Genomic DNA, 20,749 nt, shown 5'->3' with positions numbered 1-20,749 from the left:
GATCCTCGGCTCCGTCGTCCCGGACGCCGGCGACGCGCCGGGCGGGTCCTTGCGGCACACGGGGGACTCCCCGCGCCTGTCCCCTTGGCGGAGCACTCCCTCCTGCCGGGAGGGCGCATGCCCGCCCGGGCGGGCGGGACGCACCCGGACGCCGGGCCCTGTGCGACATCGCCACCGACCGGTGCCGCGCTCTCGACGCCGGCCGCGCCGACAGCGGCGGGGTGGCCTGCCCGGGCGACATCGTCGCCGTGCCGCCCGTCCGCGCGGGCGCCGTGCCATCAGCCTGTCCTTCGACGTCCGACAACGAACGCGGCTCGCACTCGGTCAGTGCTTCGCAGTTCGTCGGATGTGGAGGCTGCCGGCCGGGACCATCGGCCGGCTCCGTTCGGACCGGGTGATGCGGCGCCCTCCGGGCTGCCGTACGGGGCCCCTTGCGGCGGGGGCCGGTCGGTGACCGGTGGGTTCGGCCTCGCTCGGCTCCTCCACCCGCCGGGATCACGATGCGTGGCGGCGGCTCGTCGTCACCGGCTACGAGCCGCCGGGAGCCGAAGGGATCCATGGTCCCGCCCCGGCCGTAGGGTGGCGGCGAGGAGGCGGCAGGGATGATCCAGGGTGTGGGGCCGCTGGTGCACGTGTCCGACGGGCCGGGCGGGCTCTCGGTGTGGGGCGTGGCCGAGCCGGAGCGGTGGGACGTGGACGTTAACGTGATGGTGGAGGCGGGTGAGGACGTCCGGTCGGTGGATCTGCGACTGCTCGGGCAGGTGCTGGCACGCCTGGACGAGGTGGTGGCGGAGGCCCGGTGGTTCGCCTGTGCGCGGTTGGGCGTGCCGGAGGAGCAAGCGGCGTTGGACGCCCCGGAGGTGGACTTCTGCACCGACGGGTGGATGCTGCGGTTCGTGGAGGGGGATGTGCCCATCTGCGAGCCGTACGGAGTGGGGGTGCTGTTCGAGGGACTGCGGCCGGTCCGGCTGGAGGACCTGAGCGAGGCCGAACCGATCGGGGACTGACCGGACCTCACCGCGAGTCGCCCCGGTGTCCGCGTTGCCGGGTGTGCCGAAGCGTCGTCAGCCGTCCGGACGACGGGGCGGTCCTGGCTGCCGCGCCGGAGTCCCGTCGTACGACCCGACCGGCCTCGGACATGACCGTCGTGCGCGGCGACGGCGACCCGGGAGCCCCGGTCGGCCCTGGCTTCCCGAGGCTGTTCCGGGGCTCGTACGACCAGGGCCGCGCCCTGTTCCGTGGGACACCCCGGACCAGTGTGCGACTCCCGCACGGCACCGAGGCACCGCTGCGGCAGACGTACGGCGTCGGCCGTGACCGGCCCGCCCCGTCCCGCGTGAAGCACGCCAGGCGCGCGGCCGGTGACCGGCACGGCCTCGCCCCCGCCGAACCGGCGGGGGCGACGGCCGCCCCCGCCGGGGGCCGGCCGTCTCACACCCCCGTCGGGGTCGCGGGCGCCGCGGCCGGTGGCAGGGCGCGGCGGCGGGCCAGCATTCCCACGGCGACGCTGACCAGGGTGCAGCACGCCCCGAGGCCGAACCAGACGACCGGGGCGCTGCCGGTGACGGCGAGCGCCACGCCGATGGACGGCCCGGCGAAGTTCCCCACCCCCATCATGGAGTTGGCCAGCGCGTTGGCGCGGGTCAGCTCGCGGGACGGGACCAGGGAGATCAGCCACGGGTGGAAGGAGCACGAGTAGGCGCACTCGCCCAGCGCGAACAGGACGGCGTAGACCAGCAGTCCGGTGAGCCGGAAGCCGTAGGGGAGGAACGCGGTCACCCCGGCCGTGGCGTAGCCGACGGTCCACAGGGCGACGGCGATCCGCAGCCCGTCGGTCTCCGGGCGTCCCTCGAGGAACCGGGTCACCCGGCCCTGGGTGCCGACGATGACCAGGACGTTGACGACGAGCAGGACGGACACGACGAACAGGCCCATGTCCATGAGCCGTTCGGAGACCAGCGGGGCGGTGGCCTCGAACTGGCTGAACCCGACGAGGAAGACGGCCAGTTGCATGGCGGCGGCCGGAAGCGCCAGCCGGACCAGCGCGGCCGTGGGCAGCGGCGGACCGTCCTCCCGCCCTCCGCGCTCCTCCTCCGCCTCGTCGGCGGCCCGCGCGTGCCGTCCCGCCGTCATCATGGCCACGGTCAGCGGCAGTATGCCGATGGCGTTGGCGACGAAGAAGTACGGGATGACGGTGCGCGGCAGCAGGAGCGTCAGCGCCCCGGCGACCAGTGAGCCGGTGGCGAGCGTCGCGTTGAGGACGGCGTAGCGGCGGGCGAAGACCTTGCGCCGCTCCTCCGCGTCGACCAGGGAGTTGACCAGCGGCACGATGGCCGCGAGGAAGCCGCCCTGACCGCAGCCGATCGCGACCCCGGCGGTCAGCGCGAGCGGCTGCGAGGTGACGAGGGGCATGGCCAGGTAGCCGCAGAACCACAGGAGGGTGCCGAGCACCCCGAGGGTCACCCGGGGCAGGCGCAGCACCCCGCCGGTCAGCAGCAGCGCCACACCGAGGTTGGCGACCCCGGCGGCGCCGTAGAAGAGGGCGACGCCGCCGGTGCCGACGCCCGGCTGGGAGGCGAGGTGGATCGCGGTGTAGGGGAAGACCAGGCCGAGGCAGAACGAGGAGAGGCCGTGGGTGACGATCAGCCGGTCGACGGGGCGGAACCGGCCGAGGCGGATCACCGGCCCGGCCCATCGGCCAGGGGGACGATCTCGCTGGTGACCTCGGCCAGCGCCCGGTCCAGGGCGGCGGCGCACCCGGCCGGGTCCTCGGCCCGGGCCACCAGCACCGCGAGCCGGGGTATGGCCTGGCGGGGCGGCAGCAGCAGGGTGTCGCCCGGCGCCGCCAGGGTGTCGGCGTGCGCGATGCCGGGCAGGTCCGCGGCCGCGCCGACCGAGACCGCGGCCACGGTGCCGTCGTGGGGCGGGTAGACGAAGCGGACCTCGGCGCACAGCGCCCGCCCGGGCGTCAGCGCGGGCGGTTCGCGCCGCGCGACGGAGGCGGCGGCCCGGACCAGGTCGACGCCGGTGGCCAGGTGGCCCGCGTAGGGGATGAGGTCGCCGCCGAGCCGGCCGTTCAGCTCGACCAGGCGGGGGCCGGACCGGGTGAGGCGCACCTCGGCGTGGGTGACGCCCGCCTCGACCCCGAGGGCCGCGTGGGCGGCGGCCACCAGCTCCCGCACCTCGTCGGCCCAGGGCTCCGAGCCGTCCCAGCCCTTGACGAGGTGCCCGGTCTCCTCGAAGTGCGGCGCGTAGCCCAGCCGTTTGACGGCCACCTGCACACAGGTCACCTCGCCGTCCAGGACCGCGCTGTCCACGCTGATCTCGGGGCCGTCGAGGAACTCCTCGACGAGGATGCCGTGCCCGGTGGGCAGGGTGGAGTAGCCCGCGCCGCAGGCGAGGCGGAAGGCGTCGGCCACCGCCCCGGCCGACTCGACCCGGACCACCCCGACGCTCCCGGCGAGCGCGCGGGGCTTGACGACGACGGGGAAGCCGAGCCCGGCGGCGATCTCCCCGGCCTCCGCCGCGTCGTGGGCCAGCCCGTACCGCACGGAGGGCAGGCCCGCCCCGTCCAGCAGGCGGCGGGTGAGGTACTTGTCCCGGCACCGCTGGGCCGACCGCGCGCTCATGTGGTGCAGCCCGAGCCGCTCGGCCGCCTCGGCGGTCACCTCCAGCGCCGTCTCGTCCCAGGTGAGCACCGCCGACCCGGCCCCGACCAGTTCCTTGAGGGCACCGGCTACGGCGTCCGGGTCGGACAGGTCGGCGGTCCGCCAGTCCTGGAGGTACTCCCGCTGCCAGGTGGGTTCCGACGGCAGCAGGGCGGAGAGCCGGTACCGTCCGAGCAGTGACCGGAAGGCGTAGTCGCGGTAGGGCTGTCCGCCGCTTCCGACCAGGATGATGTGGGCTTGCGGCACGGGAGTACCTCCAGGCGGTGTCGGGACGGTCGGATCAGACGGCGGGTTCGCGCAGCGGACGGAGCGCCCCGGCGAGCCTGGCGACCTCGTCGAGCATCCCGGTGGCCGCCTCGGCCATCTGCTCGGTGCCCCGGAAGGCGCCGTCCTCGGCGATGTGGCTGCCGATGAAGTGGATGGCGACGGACTCGTTGACCGGCACCATCTTCAGCGTGGTCACGACCTGCTTGGTCATCTGCGCGGCCCGCAGCCCGGCGGAGGTGTTGCCGTAGCTGACGATGCCCACGGGCTTGTACTGCCACTCGAAGTACAGGTAGTCGAGGGCGTTCTTGAGGGCCGCGTTGATGCCGTAGTTGTACTCGGGCGCGACGAAGACGAAGGCGTCCGCGGCGTCGACCGAGGCGCTCCAGTCCTTGGTGTGCTGCTGGGTGTAGTTGCGCTCCGCCGGGTGGTGCGGCTCGTCCAGCAGCGGCAGGCCGACCTCGGCCAGGTCGATGACGTGGACGTCGAACCCGCCGTGCTCCTCGGCGATCCGGTGGAACCAGTCGGCGACGGCGGGGCCGGTGCGGCCGGGGCGGGTGGAGGCGATGACGATGTGCAGGCGGGGCATGTGCGGAACTCCTCGCGGGATGGGGGCGGAAGGGGCGGGGCGGGCGGGGCGGCGGCGCCGGTCAGGCGCCGGGCACCCAGCCGTAGGTGTGCTCGATGGTGAACCGGACGACCAGGCGGCGGTCCTGGACCATGGCCGCGCGGTACTCGTCCCAGTCGGGGTGCTCCCCCTGGACGGCGCGGTAGACGTCGATCAGCTCCTCGACGGCCTCGTCGCCGGGGTCGGCGGCGACGGCGGAGAGGGCGGCCGTGCCCTCGTACACCTGGTAGGCGCCGCCGTCCGGGGTGGTCACATGGAGACTGATCCGGGGATCGCGCCGCAGGTTGCGGACCTTGGCGCGATCGTCGGTGGTGGAGAAGCGGACGGCACCCGTCGCGGGGTCATGGGTGAAGTCCACGTTGGAGAGCTGCGGGCGGCCGTCCCTCTTGAGGGTGACCACCACACCCCGGCGGTGCCGGTCGAGGAGGGCGGGGGTGCTGCTGGCTGCGTCCTGGTGGGCCACGTGCGGTCCTTCGGTCGGGGGCCGGTGCCGTGCTGCACGGCCGGTCCGTCGATTGTGTCCTGGCTCACTCCCCGGTGAGCTCCCACATCTGGAATTCGATCACCAGCGTTCCCAGGTCCCGCGCCTGACGGTGGATCAGCGCCAGCTCCCGGCCGGACTCGGCGGCCAGCCGGTGCAGCAGATCGATGTTGCCGATGCTGGAGAAGCCCAGCAGCACCCGCCCGCCCGGGTTGAGCCGGCCCGGGGCCTCGGCGAGGAAGCGCCGGTGGGCGTCGTAGCCGGGATCGAAGAAGGCGTGGTGCAGATCGGTCTCGTTGACGAAACCCTCGGGCGGTTCCGCGAAGTTGGAGTTCCAGTAGATCAGGTCGAAGCGCTCCTCGGGGCCCAGCGCCGAGAACAGGTCGCTGCGCAGCACCCGCACCCGGTCCTCGACACCGTGCCGCCGGGCGTTGCGCCGGGTGTTCTCCACCGCCGCCTCGCTCAGGTCGAGCGCCACCACCCGGTCGCAGCCCTCCTGCGCCGCGACCACGGCCGTGACCCCCGCGCCCGAACCGACCTCCAGGAACGAACCACCCCGGGGGAGCGGGAGCCAGCTCGTGAACAGTCCGGTGACGGGGGTGTAGGTGGGGCTGAACACCCCGTCCAGCAGCTCCCATTGGCGGTCCAGGAGGGTGAACTCCTCCGGGCGCGCCGCGTCCTGGGCGTGCCGGTGCAGCAGGTCGACCCCGCGCTCGAAGCCGGTGGCGTCCTCCACGGTCATCCTCCTTCGGGGGTGTTCTCGACGAGGGCGAGGACCCGGCTCGGGCTGCCGGAACCGCCCACGATGGGCAGCGGAGCGGCCATCAGGACCGCCCCGGTGGGCGGCAGCCGGGCCAGGTTCCGCAACTGGGTCAGGCCGTACTTGCCCGCCCCGTGGAAGTACCAGTGGCAGGGGAAGGGGCGGTCCTCGAACTCGCCCGCGAGACCCGCGTCGGTGCCGACCGTCTCCACGCCGATGCCGTTCAGCGGGGTCTCCTCCGCCAGCCAGCGCGCGCAGTCCGGGCTGACACCGGGGGTGCGGCGGCCGTTGTGGAAGGCCGCCGGATCGTCCTGCCGCTCCGCCCAGCCGGTGCGGTAGAGCAGCCAGCCGCCCTCGGGCAGCGGCCCGTGCTCCTCCTGCCACGCCTCCACGTGCTCGCGGCGCATCAGGAACTCCGGGTCCTCGGCCGCCTCCCGGGAGAGGTCCACCACCACGGCCGGTCCGACGAGGCGGTCGGCGGGCACCTGCGACACGTCGTGGCCCTCCTTGCCGGACAGCCAGTGCACCGGGGCGTCGAAGTGGGTGCCGGTGTGTTCGGAGAGGCGGATGTTGTTCCAGTAGACGGTGGGACCGGCCGCGTCGTAGTGGCTGATCACCTCCCGGCTGAAGGGCCAGGGCTGGCCCCGGTCCGGGGGCAGGTCGATGATCGGGGTCTCCTCGCTGAGCGGGGAGGTCAGGTCGACGACGCGGACGTCTCCCGCCCGCACCGCCCTCACCAGTGCGTCCAGCACGCTCACGCGGCACCTCCGGCCGGATCCGTGACCGGGACGCACCACTCGGGGTGCTTGCCCAGGCCGCGGACGGCGTCGTCGTAGTGGTCCTGCAGAAGACGGGTCAGCGGACCGGGAGTGCCGTCGCCGATGGTCAGCCGGTCGACACTGGTGACCGGCAGCAGCTCCGACATGGTGCCGCACAGGAAGATCTCGTCGGCCACGTACAGCTCGGTGCGGTCGACCTCCCGGTGGCGCAGCCGCAGCCCCAGCTGCTCGTCCGCGAGGCGGGCCACCGTGTCCACGGTGATCCCCTCCAGCACGCCGCTGGTCCCGGGCGGGGTGATCAGCTCGCCGTCCCGGACGATCACCACACAGGAACCGGGCGCCTCGGCCACCGTGCCGCGCTGGTTGAGCAGCAGCGTGGTGTCGTAGCCGTTGCGCAGCGCCTCGTGCTGGGCGAGCCGGCTGTTGTGGTAGTTGGCACCGGTCTTGATCCGCGGCGGCATGGTGTCGTCGCTGATGCGGCGCCACGAGGAGACCGAGGCGGCGACCCCCTCCCGGTGGGCCGCGCCGCGCGGGACCGGCGTGGAGGTGATGTGCACACCGGTCTCCGTGGTGTGCGCCATCGGGTCGAAGGTGGCTCCCAGCCCGAAGTAGGCGACCACGCACACATGGGTGTCGGCGTCGAAGTCGTTGGCGATCAGCAGGTCCATGCAGGCACGGACCAGTTCCGCGTCGGAGTACCCGATCTCCAGGTGCAGGCTCTTCATCGACCGCCGCAGCCGGTCCAGGTGGTCCTGGACGCGGAAGACCTGCCGCCGCCCGTCCGGGTCGCGGTAGGCGCGCAGCCCCTCGAAGACGTTGGCCCCCCAGAACGCCCCCTGGCTGCGGGCGTGCAGGACGCACTGGTCCCAGGGGACGACGGACCCGTTCAGCCAGGCGAACGGAGGTGGTTGTGCGGTCATGCCTGGGTTCCTCTCAGCGCGGGGACCGTCGCCCCGTCGTTCCCGGACGTACGGCCGGCGGGGGGTCCGCCGGCGGACGCGCCCGCGGCGGTCGCGAGCGCCGCGGCGAAGTCCTCGCCGCGGGTGGAGCGGGCGGCGAGGTGGCCGTCCGGCCGGACCAGCCACCACACCGGGGCGCCGTCGGTGTATCCGGCGGGCAGCCCGTCGGGACCGGTGCGCACCACCGTCACGTCCTCGGGCAGCCCGTCGGCGGACGCGCCGGCCGGGAGCACCGCGACCAGCTCGGCCGGCACCGCCCAGGGCCGGGAGCGGGCCCGCTCGGCCAGCCGGGCGGCCGACGCCCCGTCGGCGGCCACGAGCAGGGCGGTGAACCCGCGTCCGAACAGGCGCCGCAGCCGCCCGGGGGCACCGTCGCCGGTGAGCGCCGCGTCCGGGGCGAAGCGGCCCAGCAGCGGATGCCCCGCCGCCCCCGGGACCAGCGGCGACTCCCGGTAGACGTACGGCTCGGCCATGTGGCCGCTGTTGACCCGCCGTTCGGCGAACGGCAGCGCCTTCGACAGCCGCAGCAGCGCCGCGCGGGCCCAGCGGCGCAGGGGGTGCGGGGGCACCATGAAGCGGATGGTGGCCTCGGTGACCCGCAGGTTCTCCCGGGCCGCCGCGTAGCGCTCCTCGTGGTAGCTCTCCAGCAACTCCTCGCCCGCCAGCCCGCGTTCGATCTGGGCGAGCTTCCAGGCCAGGTTGTCGGCGTCCTGGATGCCGCTGTTCATCCCCCGCGACCCGTACGGCGGCAGGGCGTGCGCCGCGTCCCCCGCGAACAGCACCCGGCCCACCCGCAGCCGCGCCACCACCCGCTGGTGGAAGCGGTAGGTGCTCACCCAGTCGACGGTGTACGGGACGTCGCCGATCACCGCGCGCACCCGGGCGTCGAACCGCCCGTCGGCCCGCTCGGCGTCGATGTCCGCGTCCGGCGGCAACTGCCAGTCGATGCGCCAGATGTCGTCCGGCTGCGGGTGCATCACCAGCTGGCGGCCCGGGTTGAACGACGGGTTGTAGTGGAAGTGCCGCTCCTTGGCGAGCGGCAGCTCCGCCTTGATGTCGGTGATGAGGAACCGGTCCTTGTGCGTGTACCCGGTCCACTCCACGCCCAGCAGCTCGCGCAGCGTGCTGCGCACCCCGTCGCAGGCGACCAGATGGCGCACCCGCAGGCTCCGCCGCTCCTCGCCTGAGGCGACGGTGACGGTCACCCCCTCGCCGTCCTGGGCGACCTCCTCGACCCGGTGGTTCCAGCGCAGGTCGATCAGGGGCTCCGCGGCGGCGCGCTCGGCCAGCACCTGCTCGATGCGGAACTGCGAGATGTTGACGAACGGGCCGTAGCCCAGCGGCTTCGGGTGGGTGACCGCGCGGATCTGCTCGTTGGCGACGTAGGTCCGCGCGACCCGCCAGGTCACCCCCTCGTCGTCGATCGGGTCGGCGCACCCCTCCTTGTCGAGGATCTCCAGGACGTCGCCCTGGATGAGGCATGCCTTGGACCCCTGCTTGACCAGGGAGGGCTTTGCGTCCAGGACCACGCTGGCCACGCCGAGCCCGGCCAGTCGCAGGGCGGCGACCAGGCCGACGGGGCCCGCGCCGACGATGCCCACGGGAGCGTCCACGGTCGTCATCGGCTCTTCACCGTCCGGGTGCCCGCGGGGGCGGTGTGATGGAACACGGGAATGTCGCGCACCGCCGCGAGATACGGGGTGCCCTCGGTGTATCCGGTGCCGGTCGCGTCGCCGAGCATCCGCACGGCGAGCCGGTAGTGCGTGCTGCGCCAGCGCCCCAGCGCCTGGGCGAAGGCCGTCATCGCCGCCGCCACGGCGTCCGCCGCGTCGGCGTCGAGGCCGCCCGAGTCGCGGGCCTCGCGGTACGCGTCGTCGAGGTTGGGGTGCCCCTCCAGCCGGGCGTGGATCTCCGGCACCGAGTGGAAGGCGGGCGACTCGGCCCGCTCCCGGTCAGGAGTCCGGCACAGTGCCTCGACCAGCTTGTACCCCCGGGACTGGATCGCGCTGGCGCCCTCGGTGAACTCGCGGAACGTCCGGAAGGAGTCGACCTGCATCGTGGCGAGCATGGAGAACAGCGGCGCCGACTCGCGCACGGCCCGCTCGGCGCCGCGGACGAAGTGCACGGCCTCCTCGGCCCGCCGCTCGCCCAGGGCGTGGATGGCGGCCCGCAGATGGGTGGAGAGCAGGACGAAGACGGTCTCGAAGCACTGCAGGACCCGCAGGAACATGTACTCGTCGTGCGAGACGTACACCGGAAGCATGCTGAGCCCGACCGCTCGCCGCTCGGCGAGGGACATGTCGGTGCGCACCAGGCTCCGCACCTGGCGGGCCCGGTCGATGTGACCCCCGGCGGTCACGCCGCGGTCCAGGGCCATCCGCTCCAGGGCCGGCATGACGGTCCGTAACCCGTGCTTGCAGCGCTTGAGGACCAGGTCGCCGTCCGGGCGCGCCTCCGGCAGCCGCACGCTCACCCCGTCGAGCGCGGCCAGCTCGAAGTCGAGGGCGTCCGCGATGAGCTGGGCGGTGAGCCGGTCGCACCGGGAGCGGGCGAACGGCGCGGTCGCCACCGGGTCGTCGCGGCCCGGCAGTTCGAGGACGGACAGCGCCAGATAGGTGGGGTAGTCGTAGCGTCCGTCGTGCTTGTCGAGCGCGGTGTCGAGGAACGCCGCGAGCGCGCGCACCTCGGGCCAGGGCCCGTGCACATCGGGCAGGGTGTCGCGCACCCGGGCCAGCTCCCCGAGGAGCGCGGGGGAGACGAAGTGCTTGCCGACGCGCTGGTACTCGCGCAGGACGGCGTCGTAGGGGAATCGTCCGGGGTCGGGTTCTCCGGCCCAGGACGCGAGTTCGGCTGTGAACATCATTCCTGCCACTGGTCGTAGGAGTGTGCTCGGTGCGGTGCTGCTCAGCGGGACCTGTGCTCGCGCAGTGCCTCGCAGAGCGAGGCGATGTCGTCGGGGTCGTTGTAGTAGTGGAAGGCGACGCGGACGACGTCGCCCCGGGCGCTCACGGCGACGCCGCGCCGCCCCAGCGCCTCGGCCAGCTCGGCGGGCCGCTCGTCGAGCAGTCCGACGTGGGCGCCGCGCCGCCCGGCGGGCACCTCCCGGACCCGTTCGCCCTGGGCGGTGAGGGCCTCGGCGGCGTGCGCGGTGAGCGCCGAGACATGGGAGCGCACGGCGGCCGGATCGGTCCCGGCGAGCAGGCCGAGCCCGGCGGCGGCCGCGTAGCAGGCGGGCACCGGCGGTGTCCCGGTCTCGTAGCGGCGGGCGGTCGGGGAGAAGTCCAGCGTGCGCGGATCGAACGCGAACGGGTTCCGGCGGCCGAACCAGCCGGTCAACGACGGCTCCCGGTCGGCCTGTTCGGGACGACGCGCGTAGAGGAACGCCAGCCCCGGCAGGCCCAGCAGGTACTTGGAGGTGCCGGCCACCAGGTAGTCGCAGCCCAGGCGGTCCACGTCGACGGGCTCGACGCCCGCCGCCTGGTAGGCGTCGACGAACAGCTCGGCGCCGTGCGCGTGGGCCAGTTCCGCGAGCTCGGCAACCGGCATCCGCAGCGCGTCCTGGAACCCCGTCATCGGCACCGACACCAGGCGGGTCCGCCCGTCGACCGCGTCGGCGTACCCCTCGGCACCCTCGGCGTGGACCACCTCGGCGCCCCGAGGGCGCTGCGCCAGCCACACATGGGCCAGCGAGGGGAACTCCAGCGGGGTGGTGACCAGGCGGGGCCGGGCGCTCCAGTCCATGGTGGACGCGGTCTGGTAGGCGCCGACCGACGCGTTCGGCACCACGGCGATCTGCTCGGGCGCGGCGCCCACCAGGGCGGCGAACCGCCGCCGGGCCAGCTCTGTGCGCTCCTCGAACAGGTGCCAGGGGGCGCCGTGTTCGGACATCGCCTCCAGCATCTCGGACAGGGCGTCGTCCATCGCGGTGGAGCGGGGGGCCAGCCCGCAGCAGGCGAGATGGGTGGTGCGCTCCAGCATCGGGAACGCCGCCCGGAACCCGGCGCTGCTCAGGGACGGCGGGCGCGGCGCCTCGGCCCGCGCGTCGGCGGCCGGGGCGTCGGCGGCCCGCGCGTCGGCGGCCGGGACGGAGGGGAGGGGGGCGGAGGGAGCGGGGCCGCTCACAGACCCTCCCGCACCGGCTGGTCGCCCATCGGGCCGGTCGCCGTCAACTCGGTCCGCAGTTCCCACAGTTCGGGGAAGAACTTGTGGGATATCAGCTTGGCGAGGATGTCGACGGGGGTGCCCTGGGTGCCGACGGACTCGTGGCCGATGATCCGGGTGATGACCTTGAAGTGCTGCACGCGCCAGAGCGAGATGCGGTCGTCCCAGTCGATCATCGCCTCGGCCAGGCGGTACTCCGGCGTGTCCTCGCCGGTGCGGTAGACCTCGGCCAGATCGACGCCCCGGTCGGCGACGAGCTTGCCGAAGGCGGCACCGACCAGACGGCTGCTGCCGCGCACCCCCCGCCAGCCGGGGGAGTCGGCGCCGGAGCCGTGGCCGAGGATGGTGCGGATGGTCTGGAAGTCCCACGGGGAGAGCCGGCGCAGCATCTCCAACTGCTGGGTGACCAGCCGCGCGCCCAGCGAGGCGCGCTCCAGGAACCGTGCGGCGGGGTCCAGTTCACCGGCCTCGATGCGTGCCGTCGCCTCGTCCACCTCGGCGCAGGCCAGCTTCAGCCACAGCTCGGTCGTCTGGTGGACGACCTGGAAGAGCATCTCGTCCCGGTGGATCCACTCCCCGGGGGTCCGCTGCAGGGACAGCAGGGCGTCCGTGCGCATGTAGCGGGTGTAGTCGTTGTCGCCCTCGCCGTCGAGGATCTGTTCGGAGTAGTCCTTCATCGGGTCGCCTCCACGGGTGCGGCCGGTGCGGAGCGGGCCGGGACCCGGTCGTCCGGTGCCGGACGACCGGGCGGGGTCCGCAGGATGGGTTCGGCGCTGACCCGGAAGCCCCTGGCGGTGCGGGTCAGGACCTCGGTCACCTCGGCGCTGCTGCGCCCCCGGAAGCGGAAGCGCCCGCCGACGTGCTCGTAGTAGGCGTCGGCCTCCGGCAGGATGCCGCCGGGGCTCAGCATGACCTCGGCGTACGGCCCCGGGTCGAGGCCCAGCATCGAGGTGACGCCGGTGATCAGACAGGGGCGGGTGGCCGGGGCGGGCACCAGCAGCCAGCCTCCGACCTCACCGGTCGGCCGTCCCCCGGCCGGGGACGGGGCGCGGCCGAGCTGGATCTCGAAGGCGGCCCGCATCAGGTCGTAGCCGTGCAGGTCGCGCCAGATGAACGGGATCTCCGCGCCGCCCACCCGGGCGCCGACCTCCAGGAAGGAGCACTCGGTGCCCCCGGGGCCGGTGTTGATGAAGAGTTCCAGGTGGAAGGGGGTCACGGTGTCGGTGAGAGCGGCCAGATAGGCGCTGGCCGCCCGCTCCACGGCCGAGGTCACGGCCGGGTCGTCCACTTCCACGGAGCCCAGGAAGGTCCCCTCGCGGAAGCCGAGGCAGGTGTTGAGGTAGCGGGAGACCCGCAGCCGGGCGACGCGCCGGCCGTCGAAGACGCCGTCCACGTGGTGGATGGGACGGGGATCGAAGCGCTGCGCGAGCATCGGCTCGCCGAACTCCTCGTCCGGCGCCAGGCCGTCGGGCCCGGTGAGGACGCGGACGCCCGCGCTGGAACTGCCGACGCGGGGCTTGAGGACGACGGGCCAGCCCGCGCCGCGGGCGAAGGCGAGCACGTCCGCGGGCCGCTCGGCCGCGGCGAAGGCGGGCACCGGCAGCCCGGCGGCCTCGACCGCCCGGCACATCAGGTACTTGTCGCGGAACCGGAGCAGGTCGTCCGGCCGGGGACCCGGCAGCCCGCGCTCCTCGCGGAGCCGGGCGCCGACGAGCAGGTCGTCCTCCTTGAGGGCGACGACCGCCCGCGGCTCCCCGTGGCGGGCGGCCAGCCGGTCGACGGCGGCCCGGACGGCGGGCAGGTCGTCCGTGGCCCGCACGACCTCGGTGCCGGCGGCGGCCGCGGGCACCGACCCGAGCCCCACCTCGGTGGAGACATAGCTGACCCGGTGGGCGGAGTGGTCGAGGTAGGCGGCGTAGTGGGCGTAGTGCTCCTGCCACCGGTTGATGACGACGGTGTGGGGGCGGTCCTGCCCCCGTGGGGCGTGTCCGGACATCGGTGATCCCTTCACGGCTGCCCGTCCCGGGCGCGGGACGACGGCATGGCAGCTTGGCGCGTGACGGATGAGGGCGTGGCGCGCCCTTGGTGCGACGGCGCGCGGAACGGATGGGGGGAGAGGGGGATCGGGGTGGGGAGCGGAGGGGGAGAAGCGGCGGTGGGGAGGGAATCGGGGGAGAGCGGTGGGGAGGAGGTGCGGGGAGGGGCTGCGCGGGGGCGCGGTTCCGGCCGGTCAGCCGGCCGTGAAGACGCAGGTGCTGCGCGTCCCCGGGTTGGAGAAGGAGATGACGGCACCCTGGGTGGGGCGCAGCGCGCGCACGAAGGCTCCGGCGTACCCGTCGTCGTCGACGAAGACCCCCCAGTTGGCGGACCAGTCCTCGACGCGTCCGGTGGCCGCGTCCAGCACCGGTTCGCCCGCCGGGCGGACCCGCCGCTGGACGACGCCGTCCTGGGCGGCCGCGTCGGCCAGGGCCCGGCTCCAGCCCGCGTCGTCCGTCTCATGGCCGATGACGGTGCCGACACCGCCGTATCCCACGCCCGGCTTGACGACGAGTTCCTCGCGCTCGGCGCGGCAGCGCTCGACGAGGGCGGAGCGGTCCCGGTCGGTCAGCCGGTCCTCCCCGAGGAGCCTGGTCCACGGGACGACACGGTCGACGGCGGCCAGCTCCGCCCCGGTCAGCGCGGTGCGCACCGAGGGGTCGTGCAGCAGGGCGAGGCTTCCCTTGCTGGCGTAGGCGCCGCAGTCCAGGGGCAGGAAGAGCGCGGTGCGGTGCTCGCGGTCGGCCCGGACGAGGGTGTCGAGGACGGCCTGGCCGGTGGGGTCGTCGAGCAGTTCGCCGGCGACGAAGTAGCGGAGCACGACGTCGAGGGGTGTGCCGCGCAGCGTGATCTTGCCGTTGCGCTCGCCGAGTTCGTGGATCTCGCCCAGCAGGAGGCGGATGCCCTGGGCGACCATTGCCTCGCGGATCGCGGCGAACACGTGCTCGTGGGCCGCGATTCCGCCGGTGCTCTCGATCAGCGCGACGACCGGTTCGCTACCACCCGTGACGGGCTCGGCGGCGCGGCGCAGGGCGGCGGCGACCCGGGGCACGGTGTCGACGTGGCGCAGGCCGTGCTCCTCGGCGAAGGCCGCGAACTCGGGCACCCGCAGCCACGCCCGGTTCTGCTGGGCGGTGTCGATGCCGCCCAGCTCACTGCCGACGTTCAGCTCCAGCAGGTGGAACCGGTCCCCGTCGTGGTAGGCGTCGGCGCGGGCGTTCAGGGCGGGGCGGGATGCCTCCGAGCCGCGGCACATCAGCGCGGCGAGGCGGTCGTCCATTCCGATGGACGCGCAATAGGCGCGCAGATCGCCTCCGTGGAGACGCCCGGGCAGCGACGTCAGGACGTGGAAGAGGGTGCGGAGGTCGTCCGCGAATGCCTCGGTCTCCACCCGGCCGGCGAAGAGGGGGCGGTCCAGCAGGACCTGGCCGAACGACCGGGCGTAGACGTCCGGGAGTTCCAGGTTCCGTGCCGCGTGCCGTAGCGGCGTTCCGGTTCGGGCGCACCTTTCGACATAGAGCTTGGTGACCGAGTTGATCAAGAGGTTCCCCCTGAACACGCTACAAGCCCGCCGCCCGGGGTTTTCTCCCGGGCGGTGGAGACGTTCCTGTGCAGACCGCCGGTTCGGCCGGGGGCACCCATTCGGCGGTACCCCCCTGAATTCGTCCGGAAGCTATAGCCACAGTCAGCCAAACGTCAACCGTGCATATGCCAGAGCTCAAATCGTGAGCAAGACCGGAAAAATCTTTGTCGACGCAGGTCATCGCGGTAATTCTGATGAGATGGAGAAGGGGGCGGGGGTATTCCGAGGATGGCTGCTTATGGGTCTGGACAAAAGCGGCCCGGTGCGGGATTCGCGGGCGCGAGGCGCTGCGGCGCCGGCGTGGACGGAGGCGTCCCGTGGTGTGTCCTGTGCGCGTCCGGGGCGGTCGCGGACGGGGCGGAACTGCGGGTGGGGCCCTGCGGTGACCGACGGGCGATGCATGGGGCGCCCCCGGGGCGACGGCCGCCCGGAGAGGGGAGCGGTGGCGTCCGGCGGGCCCGGCCGGGGCGCGCGAGGCGGTGCTCGGCCACGAACGCGGCGCGGCCGGGGAGCGATTGTCCGGGAGTGTCATTCGGCCATCGGGCATTGGGACGCGGGCGGTGGGTGAGGTGTCCGAGAAGTCCCGGTCGGCAGGAGCCGGACGCGCCGCTTCCGGATGTGTTCCCCGAAGGCCCTCAGACGGTCCGGTGGCCCCGCTGGGCGTCGAAGGCGGCCCAGCTCCGCTCCCACTGGGCGTGGCGGGTCCGGTCCAGCCCGGCGCGCACCACCCGCCGGCCGCACAGGGCCAGCAGGAACACGGCCGTCCCCGTCGCCGCGCCCAGCACGATCCCCTCCGAGCGGGCCGCGGCCGGACCGGGCGGGCCGGGGCGCAGGACCCCGGAGCCGTCGGTCCAGACGGCGACCGGTGTTCCGGCGGCGCTGCCGGGGACCACGGGGACCGTGCCGACGCGCGGCCCGCCGTCGGGCGCCGTCCACCGGGCGGGCACCCACACCGGGGGCGCCGCCGCGGCGGGCAGCCCGGCGGGTGACCCGGTCGCGTCCTCGGTGAGGCGGGCGGTGGTGCGGCGCAGCCCGTCGGCCGGGGCGAGGGCGGCGCGCTCGACCGCGGACGCGGTCAGCACACCGGCCACCGGCGCGAGGAGGAGCAGCAGCACCGCCATCAGGGCGGCCCAGGCGTCCACGATGTCGACCCGCCGCCGCAGCGGGCCGCGCCGCAGGCGCCGGAACCACACCGTACGGCCGTCCCTCACCATGTGTTCCCTCCGGTACGAACCGACCCCGTGCGGTCAGCGTGCGGCACCGGGCGGGACCGGGTGAGGGCCCGTCGGGTCCCTCCCGGCAGGGCCGACCGGCCCCGGGGCGCACCCTCCCGGCCCTCCCGCGCGGCGCCTGCGCCCGGCGCCCGGAACCGGCGGCAGCCCGGCGTGGGTTGCGGGGGAGCTGGGGGCGGGAGCCCGAGGCGGGATCGGGGCCCGGCGGAGCTGAGCGGTCCCCGTCGTGCGCCCGGCCGCACGACGGGGCGCGGGCCGCCGCCGCTCGCGAGGCCGCACCGGGCGCACCGGCCCCACCGGGCGCACCGGGATGTCGGAGCCGTATGGGCCGGCGGGACGAATGGGGCCGCGTCATATGGTGAACACCCCTGTTCCGAAGGTGAGTTGACGACTCCGTGCCGCCCCGGCCCGGAACGCCAGGTGACCGCGCTGCGGCGCACCCGGGGCCGGAGGACCCGGCACCGCCGGACCAGTGGCCCCACCGGGGGCGCCGGGAAGGGGACCAACGGCCCTGCGGGCGGGGCCCGGTCGGCCGGTGAGGCGGAGCCGGGGAAGCGCCCATGCTGGGTGGTGACCGAACCGATGCCGCCCATCGGTACGCCCCGTACGACGGCACTCCGCGCCCGCGTCGGCGGCCACGTCCCCGTCCCGGCCGCCCGGGCGGCGGAGCGTACGAGGCGTGGCGGGCGGTTCGGTCGCCGCGTCCGGCCCGTAGTCCGGGGCCGGACGCGGCCGTTCCCCCGGCGGGAACGGCACCGGGGCGCCCTCCGCGCGGCTCGGCCGGTCCGGGCCGTGGCCCTCCGCACATCGGCTACGCACCGGCCCAGGGCGGACGCCGCGAACCGCATGGCGGCCTCGTGCTCCTCGCGGTGGCGACGCGGCCGGTGGGCGGCTGGCTCTCGGACCGCCTCGGAAGCGTCCGCGTGCTCACCCGGTCCCCGGCCCGCGGCCGCGCGGTGTCACCGGGACCGTGACAGAGCCCTGGTCCTGTGTCGGTGACGACCACTCGTGCCGGGGGCCGGGCCACGACCGCAGGGAACCGGACGGGTGGAAACCGGGGGCCGGCCGACCTCGGCGGTGGGCCTTCGCCGTCGCCCCGCTCGGCGACGTACCGGCCGCATGCCGCCGGAGTCCCGGATCCGCCGGCCACCAGGAAGACGGAGGGGGCGGTGCCCTCTGCCGTCGGATCCGGAGCGCACGGCACCGAGACGTCGTCGGCCGGCGGGCTCCCGGAGTGCGGTCGGCACCAACGGGCCACGTGCTCGACGGCATCGGTGCGCACCGTGTCGTCCGGTGCCGTCGGCTCGTTGGCCGATGACGAAACCCCGGGCGCGGACCCCGCACCCCGAAAGCCGAGGACCACCGGCATGCCCGCTGCCCCGCGCGCCGGTCGCCGTGCGGCCGAGGAGATCTTCGACGAGGGAGGGAGGATCATCGATCCGGCCGTCCGGAGGGTGGTGGAGCGCCTGCCTCCGCCGCTCCTCGACGCCGTCCGCCACCACTACGGATGGGCGGGCAAGGACGGAGGCCCGGTCACCGGCCGGCCGGGCGGTGCCGGACGCAGGGGCCCGGTGCTGCCCCTGCTGCGCGCGGGCGTCGACGGCGCGCCCGTCGGGCGGGGCTTCGCCGCACCGTCGTCGGCGATCCGCTGGTGAACGCCTCGATCGTCCACGACGACCTCCTCACCGCCGGGGCCCGGTACCCGGCATGAGGCTCCGCGGCCGGGACCACCCGGTTGCGGTACTCCGCTCCGTGCGTCCACCGCGGGGACCAGTCACTCGTCCGGAGGCCGTGCGAGGGCCGGACGGTCCGGGACCAGCATTCCGCAGCCGCTGTCCCCCACGACGCGGGCGGCCGAGACGAAGTCGTCCACGAGCGTGCCGGCCGAGTCCCGCCGCCAGGCGACGACCACGGTGCTCCCGGACAGGCTGGCCACCGGAACGAAGGCGAGCCCGGGGCGGGCGTAGAACCGCTGCGACGACGCCTGGGTGAAGGCGACGCCCCGGCCGGTGAGGACCGCCTCCAGGCACTCGTCGACGGTGGAGACCTCGGCGCCGATCCGGACCTCGTGGCCGTCGCGATGTTCGACGCCCAGCCAGAAGTCCCGCCAGTCGTTCGGAGCCCTGCGCGCCACGAACGGCTCGTCCAGCAGCATGCCCATGGTGACCCACGGTTGCTGGGCGAGCGCATGGCGCTCGGAGAGGATCAGCACCCGTTCCTCACTCAGGATCGTGGCGCTCCCGATGGCCGGACCCGACGGGACCGGAGGCCGGACGAACGCCACGTCCACCTCCCCGTTGCCCAGTCCCGCGAGCGGGTCGGCGAACGCGTACTGCCGCATCCGGACGTCGACGCCCGGATGGCGGCGCCCGAACTCCTGGAGGATGACCGGAGTGAGCTCGGCGGCGGCGTTGGCCACGAATCCCACGGTGAGGCGGCGCTTGCCGTGGGCGGCGCTGCGCGCCACCGCCAGGGTCCGGTCGGCCGCGGCCAGCGTGACGCGCGCCTCGTCGAGTATCGCCGTGCCCGCCTCGGTCAGCTCGACGCGGCGGCTGGTGCGCTCGAACAGATCCACACCCAGCATGCGCTCCAGCTTGCGGATCTGAACGCTGAGCGCGGGCTGGGAGATGTGGAGCCGCCCGGCCGCGCGACCGAAATGCAGTTCCTCGGCCACGGCGACGAAGTATCTGAGCACACGCACGTCCAGATCCATCCGGAGATGCTACCTCCGTTCGCGCGCCCCACCACTGTGCGGCGGACCTCCCGATCGATAGCTCCTGGTTATGGATCGCGGCGGAACAAGTATTGGTCTTCCGCTCATGCACGGCATTAATGTTTGCGGAAACTTCGCCACAAAAACTCCGCATTTACGAGGAGAGCGACATGGCAACCGCAACGGAGCAGCCGGTGGATCACTTCCGCCGGCTCAGTGACAGCGATGCTGAACTGCAGGCCCACGGCGCATTCTATTCGTGCAGTTTCCTGCTCGACATGGAATCCCATTCCTTCCTGGTGCGCATGCACCGGGGACGGGTCGAGGAACTGATCGTCGACCCCGAGCCGCTGGCGGGCTACGACTTCGCGATCCGCGCCGACGCCGGGACCTGGCAGGGCTTCTGCCGGCCTGTCCCGCCGCCCATGCACCACGGCATCTGGTCGGCGACCTTCCGCAGCGGCATGCGCCTGGAAGGGGACCTTCTGGTCCTCATGCAGAACCTGCGCTGCCTGACCCGGCAGCTGGAACTCCTGCGCGTCACCGGACCGCTGGGCTGACCCCGATTCGATTCGCACCGAAAGGAATCCGATGACTTCTTCCCGCATTTCCCCGGTGACCGGCCGCTACGTCACGATCGACGTGGAAGGTGTCCAGTACAAGGTCTTCTATCTGGAGAACGGCCAGGGGCAGCCCCTGGTGTGCCAGCACACCGCCGGCGCCCACAACCACCAGTGGCGCGACCTCCTGGAGGACGAGGAGATCACGCAGAACTACCGTGTGATCGCCTATGACCTCGCCCGGCACGGCAAGAGCGATCCGCCCCTGAACCAGGAGTGGTGGAAGTCCGAGTACCAGCTCACCGCCGACCACTACGTCGCCTTCATCACGGCCTTCTGCGAGGCCCTGGAACTCGAGGACCCGATCTTCATGGGCTCGTCGTTCGGGGGCAACGTGGCACTGCAGCTCGCGCTGCGCCATCCGGACCTCTTCAAGGGGGTCATCCCGGTCGAGGCGGCCGACCACTCGCCCGGCTTCTACCTGGACTGGTGGCAGCACCCGCACGCCAACGCCGCCCAGGTGTGCGCCAGCGGCGTGTGGGACCTCATGGCGCCGCAGTCGCCCGACGCGGACCGCTGGGCCACCTGGTTCTACTACAGCCAGGGCTCGGAGGCGTTCAAGGGCGACCTGTACTTCTACTCCGTCGACCACGACCTGCGGGACCGGCTCGGCGAGATCGACGGCGAACGGTGTCCGGTCATCATGCTGACCGGCGACTACGACTACCTCACCACCCCCGAGGACGGACGGCGCACCGCCGACCGGATCCGCGGCGCGGAGTTCATCGAGATGAAGGACATCGGCCACTTCCCGATGAGCGAGAACTACCCGCGCTTCGCGCCCTACCTGAAGCAGGCCCTGCTAATGATCGAGGAGCGCACCGCACCCACCGCCTGACCGGGCGCGGGCGGCGCTCCACGGTTC

At 73.8% G+C, this 20,749-nt stretch carries 19 protein-coding genes and 1 pseudogene; 5 read left to right on the top strand and 15 right to left on the bottom strand.

Annotated features, from left to right (window positions below; genetic code table 11):
• Positions 1-152 precede the first annotated feature (152 nt).
• Together ACZ7LB_RS20065 and ACZ7LB_RS20060 are read left to right on the top strand one after the other, a co-directional pair.
• A pseudogene (locus ACZ7LB_RS20065) lies at positions 153-266 on the top strand (pyridine nucleotide-disulfide oxidoreductase); the annotation flags it as partial.
• A gap of 336 nt (positions 267-602) precedes the next feature.
• On the top strand, positions 603-1,007 hold the full coding sequence (locus ACZ7LB_RS20060; protein ID WP_471469860.1) for a hypothetical protein: 405 nt from the start codon (positions 603-605) through the stop codon (positions 1,005-1,007).
• 424 nt (positions 1,008-1,431) lie between these two features.
• On the opposite strand, the gene ACZ7LB_RS20055 is transcribed toward ACZ7LB_RS20060, so the two are convergent.
• The 14 genes from ACZ7LB_RS20055 to ACZ7LB_RS19990 all read right to left on the bottom strand — a co-directional run bounded on the left by ACZ7LB_RS20055 (position 1,432) and on the right by ACZ7LB_RS19990 (position 16,533).
• Positions 1,432-2,682 carry an MFS transporter gene (locus ACZ7LB_RS20055; protein ID WP_471469859.1) on the bottom strand — a complete coding sequence of 417 codons (1,251 nt, stop codon included), beginning with the start codon at positions 2,680-2,682 and terminating at the stop codon, positions 1,432-1,434.
• Positions 2,679-3,914, bottom strand: coding sequence for an ATP-grasp domain-containing protein (locus ACZ7LB_RS20050; protein WP_471469858.1), 1,236 nt, complete (start codon positions 3,912-3,914; stop codon positions 2,679-2,681). The genes ACZ7LB_RS20055 and ACZ7LB_RS20050 overlap by 4 nt, the downstream gene beginning before the upstream one ends.
• A gap of 34 nt (positions 3,915-3,948) precedes the next feature.
• Positions 3,949-4,521 (bottom strand): NADPH-dependent FMN reductase, encoded by a 573-nt coding sequence (locus ACZ7LB_RS20045; protein WP_471469856.1) that lies wholly within the window; start codon positions 4,519-4,521, stop codon positions 3,949-3,951.
• Between the two features lie 61 nt (positions 4,522-4,582).
• Complete coding sequence (locus tag ACZ7LB_RS20040) at positions 4,583-5,023, bottom strand: PPOX class F420-dependent oxidoreductase (RefSeq protein ID WP_471469855.1); 441 nt, start codon at positions 5,021-5,023, stop codon at positions 4,583-4,585.
• Positions 5,024-5,087: 64 nt separating this feature from the next.
• Positions 5,088-5,783: a methyltransferase gene (locus tag ACZ7LB_RS20035; RefSeq protein WP_471469853.1), complete on the bottom strand. Its 696-nt coding sequence runs from the start codon at positions 5,781-5,783 to the stop codon at positions 5,088-5,090.
• The gene (locus tag ACZ7LB_RS20030) at positions 5,780-6,559 is read right to left on the bottom strand and encodes a cyclase family protein (RefSeq protein ID WP_471469851.1); all 780 of its coding nucleotides are present in this window, start codon (positions 6,557-6,559) and stop codon (positions 5,780-5,782) included. Before ACZ7LB_RS20030 ends, ACZ7LB_RS20035 begins: the two co-directional genes overlap by 4 nt.
• On the bottom strand, positions 6,556-7,500 hold the full coding sequence (gene ilvE, locus ACZ7LB_RS20025) for a branched-chain-amino-acid transaminase (protein ID WP_471469849.1): 945 nt from the start codon (positions 7,498-7,500) through the stop codon (positions 6,556-6,558). The genes ACZ7LB_RS20030 and ilvE overlap by 4 nt, the downstream gene beginning before the upstream one ends.
• Complete coding sequence (locus tag ACZ7LB_RS20020; protein ID WP_471469847.1) at positions 7,497-9,161, bottom strand: FAD-dependent monooxygenase; 1,665 nt, start codon at positions 9,159-9,161, stop codon at positions 7,497-7,499. Before ACZ7LB_RS20020 ends, ilvE begins: the two co-directional genes overlap by 4 nt.
• Positions 9,158-10,399 carry a tryptophan 2,3-dioxygenase gene (locus tag ACZ7LB_RS20015; protein ID WP_471469845.1) on the bottom strand — a complete coding sequence of 414 codons (1,242 nt, stop codon included), beginning with the start codon at positions 10,397-10,399 and terminating at the stop codon, positions 9,158-9,160. Before ACZ7LB_RS20015 ends, ACZ7LB_RS20020 begins: the two co-directional genes overlap by 4 nt.
• A gap of 44 nt (positions 10,400-10,443) precedes the next feature.
• Positions 10,444-11,661 (bottom strand): aminotransferase class V-fold PLP-dependent enzyme, encoded by a 1,218-nt coding sequence (locus tag ACZ7LB_RS20010; RefSeq protein WP_471469844.1) that lies wholly within the window; start codon positions 11,659-11,661, stop codon positions 10,444-10,446.
• Positions 11,658-12,377 (bottom strand): tryptophan 2,3-dioxygenase family protein, encoded by a 720-nt coding sequence (locus tag ACZ7LB_RS20005; protein WP_471469842.1) that lies wholly within the window; start codon positions 12,375-12,377, stop codon positions 11,658-11,660. Before ACZ7LB_RS20005 ends, ACZ7LB_RS20010 begins: the two co-directional genes overlap by 4 nt.
• Positions 12,374-13,696 (bottom strand): ATP-grasp domain-containing protein, encoded by a 1,323-nt coding sequence (locus ACZ7LB_RS20000; RefSeq protein WP_471469840.1) that lies wholly within the window; start codon positions 13,694-13,696, stop codon positions 12,374-12,376. The genes ACZ7LB_RS20005 and ACZ7LB_RS20000 overlap by 4 nt, the downstream gene beginning before the upstream one ends.
• Before the next feature lie 234 nt (positions 13,697-13,930).
• Positions 13,931-15,277: a hypothetical protein gene (locus tag ACZ7LB_RS19995; RefSeq protein ID WP_471469838.1), complete on the bottom strand. Its 1,347-nt coding sequence runs from the start codon at positions 15,275-15,277 to the stop codon at positions 13,931-13,933.
• Between the two features lie 677 nt (positions 15,278-15,954).
• Entirely contained in the window at positions 15,955-16,533 is a 579-nt protein-coding gene (locus tag ACZ7LB_RS19990; protein WP_471469836.1) for an Rv1733c family protein, read from the bottom strand.
• Between the two features lie 1,385 nt (positions 16,534-17,918).
• Between ACZ7LB_RS19990 and ACZ7LB_RS19985 the strand changes: the two genes are divergently transcribed.
• The gene (locus ACZ7LB_RS19985) at positions 17,919-18,206 is read left to right on the top strand and encodes a hypothetical protein (protein WP_471469835.1); all 288 of its coding nucleotides are present in this window, start codon (positions 17,919-17,921) and stop codon (positions 18,204-18,206) included.
• Positions 18,207-18,325: 119 nt separating this feature from the next.
• Here the strand turns inward: ACZ7LB_RS19985 and ACZ7LB_RS19980 are convergent, their stop codons facing one another.
• Positions 18,326-19,264 (bottom strand): LysR substrate-binding domain-containing protein, encoded by a 939-nt coding sequence (locus tag ACZ7LB_RS19980; protein ID WP_471469833.1) that lies wholly within the window; start codon positions 19,262-19,264, stop codon positions 18,326-18,328.
• A 278-nt stretch (positions 19,265-19,542) separates the two neighbouring features.
• Between ACZ7LB_RS19980 and ACZ7LB_RS19975 the strand changes: the two genes are divergently transcribed.
• Positions 19,543-19,824: a hypothetical protein gene (locus ACZ7LB_RS19975; protein ID WP_471469831.1), complete on the top strand. Its 282-nt coding sequence runs from the start codon at positions 19,543-19,545 to the stop codon at positions 19,822-19,824.
• 31 nt (positions 19,825-19,855) lie between these two features.
• Entirely contained in the window at positions 19,856-20,722 is an 867-nt protein-coding gene (locus tag ACZ7LB_RS19970; RefSeq protein ID WP_471469830.1) for an alpha/beta fold hydrolase, read from the top strand.
• Positions 20,723-20,749: the final 27 nt, after the last annotated feature.

It is taken from the genome of Streptomyces sp. NPDC107521, from assembly GCF_055598485.1.
Note: the sequence above shows the minus strand (reverse complement) of the source record. Positions and strands in the feature narration are given on the sequence as shown.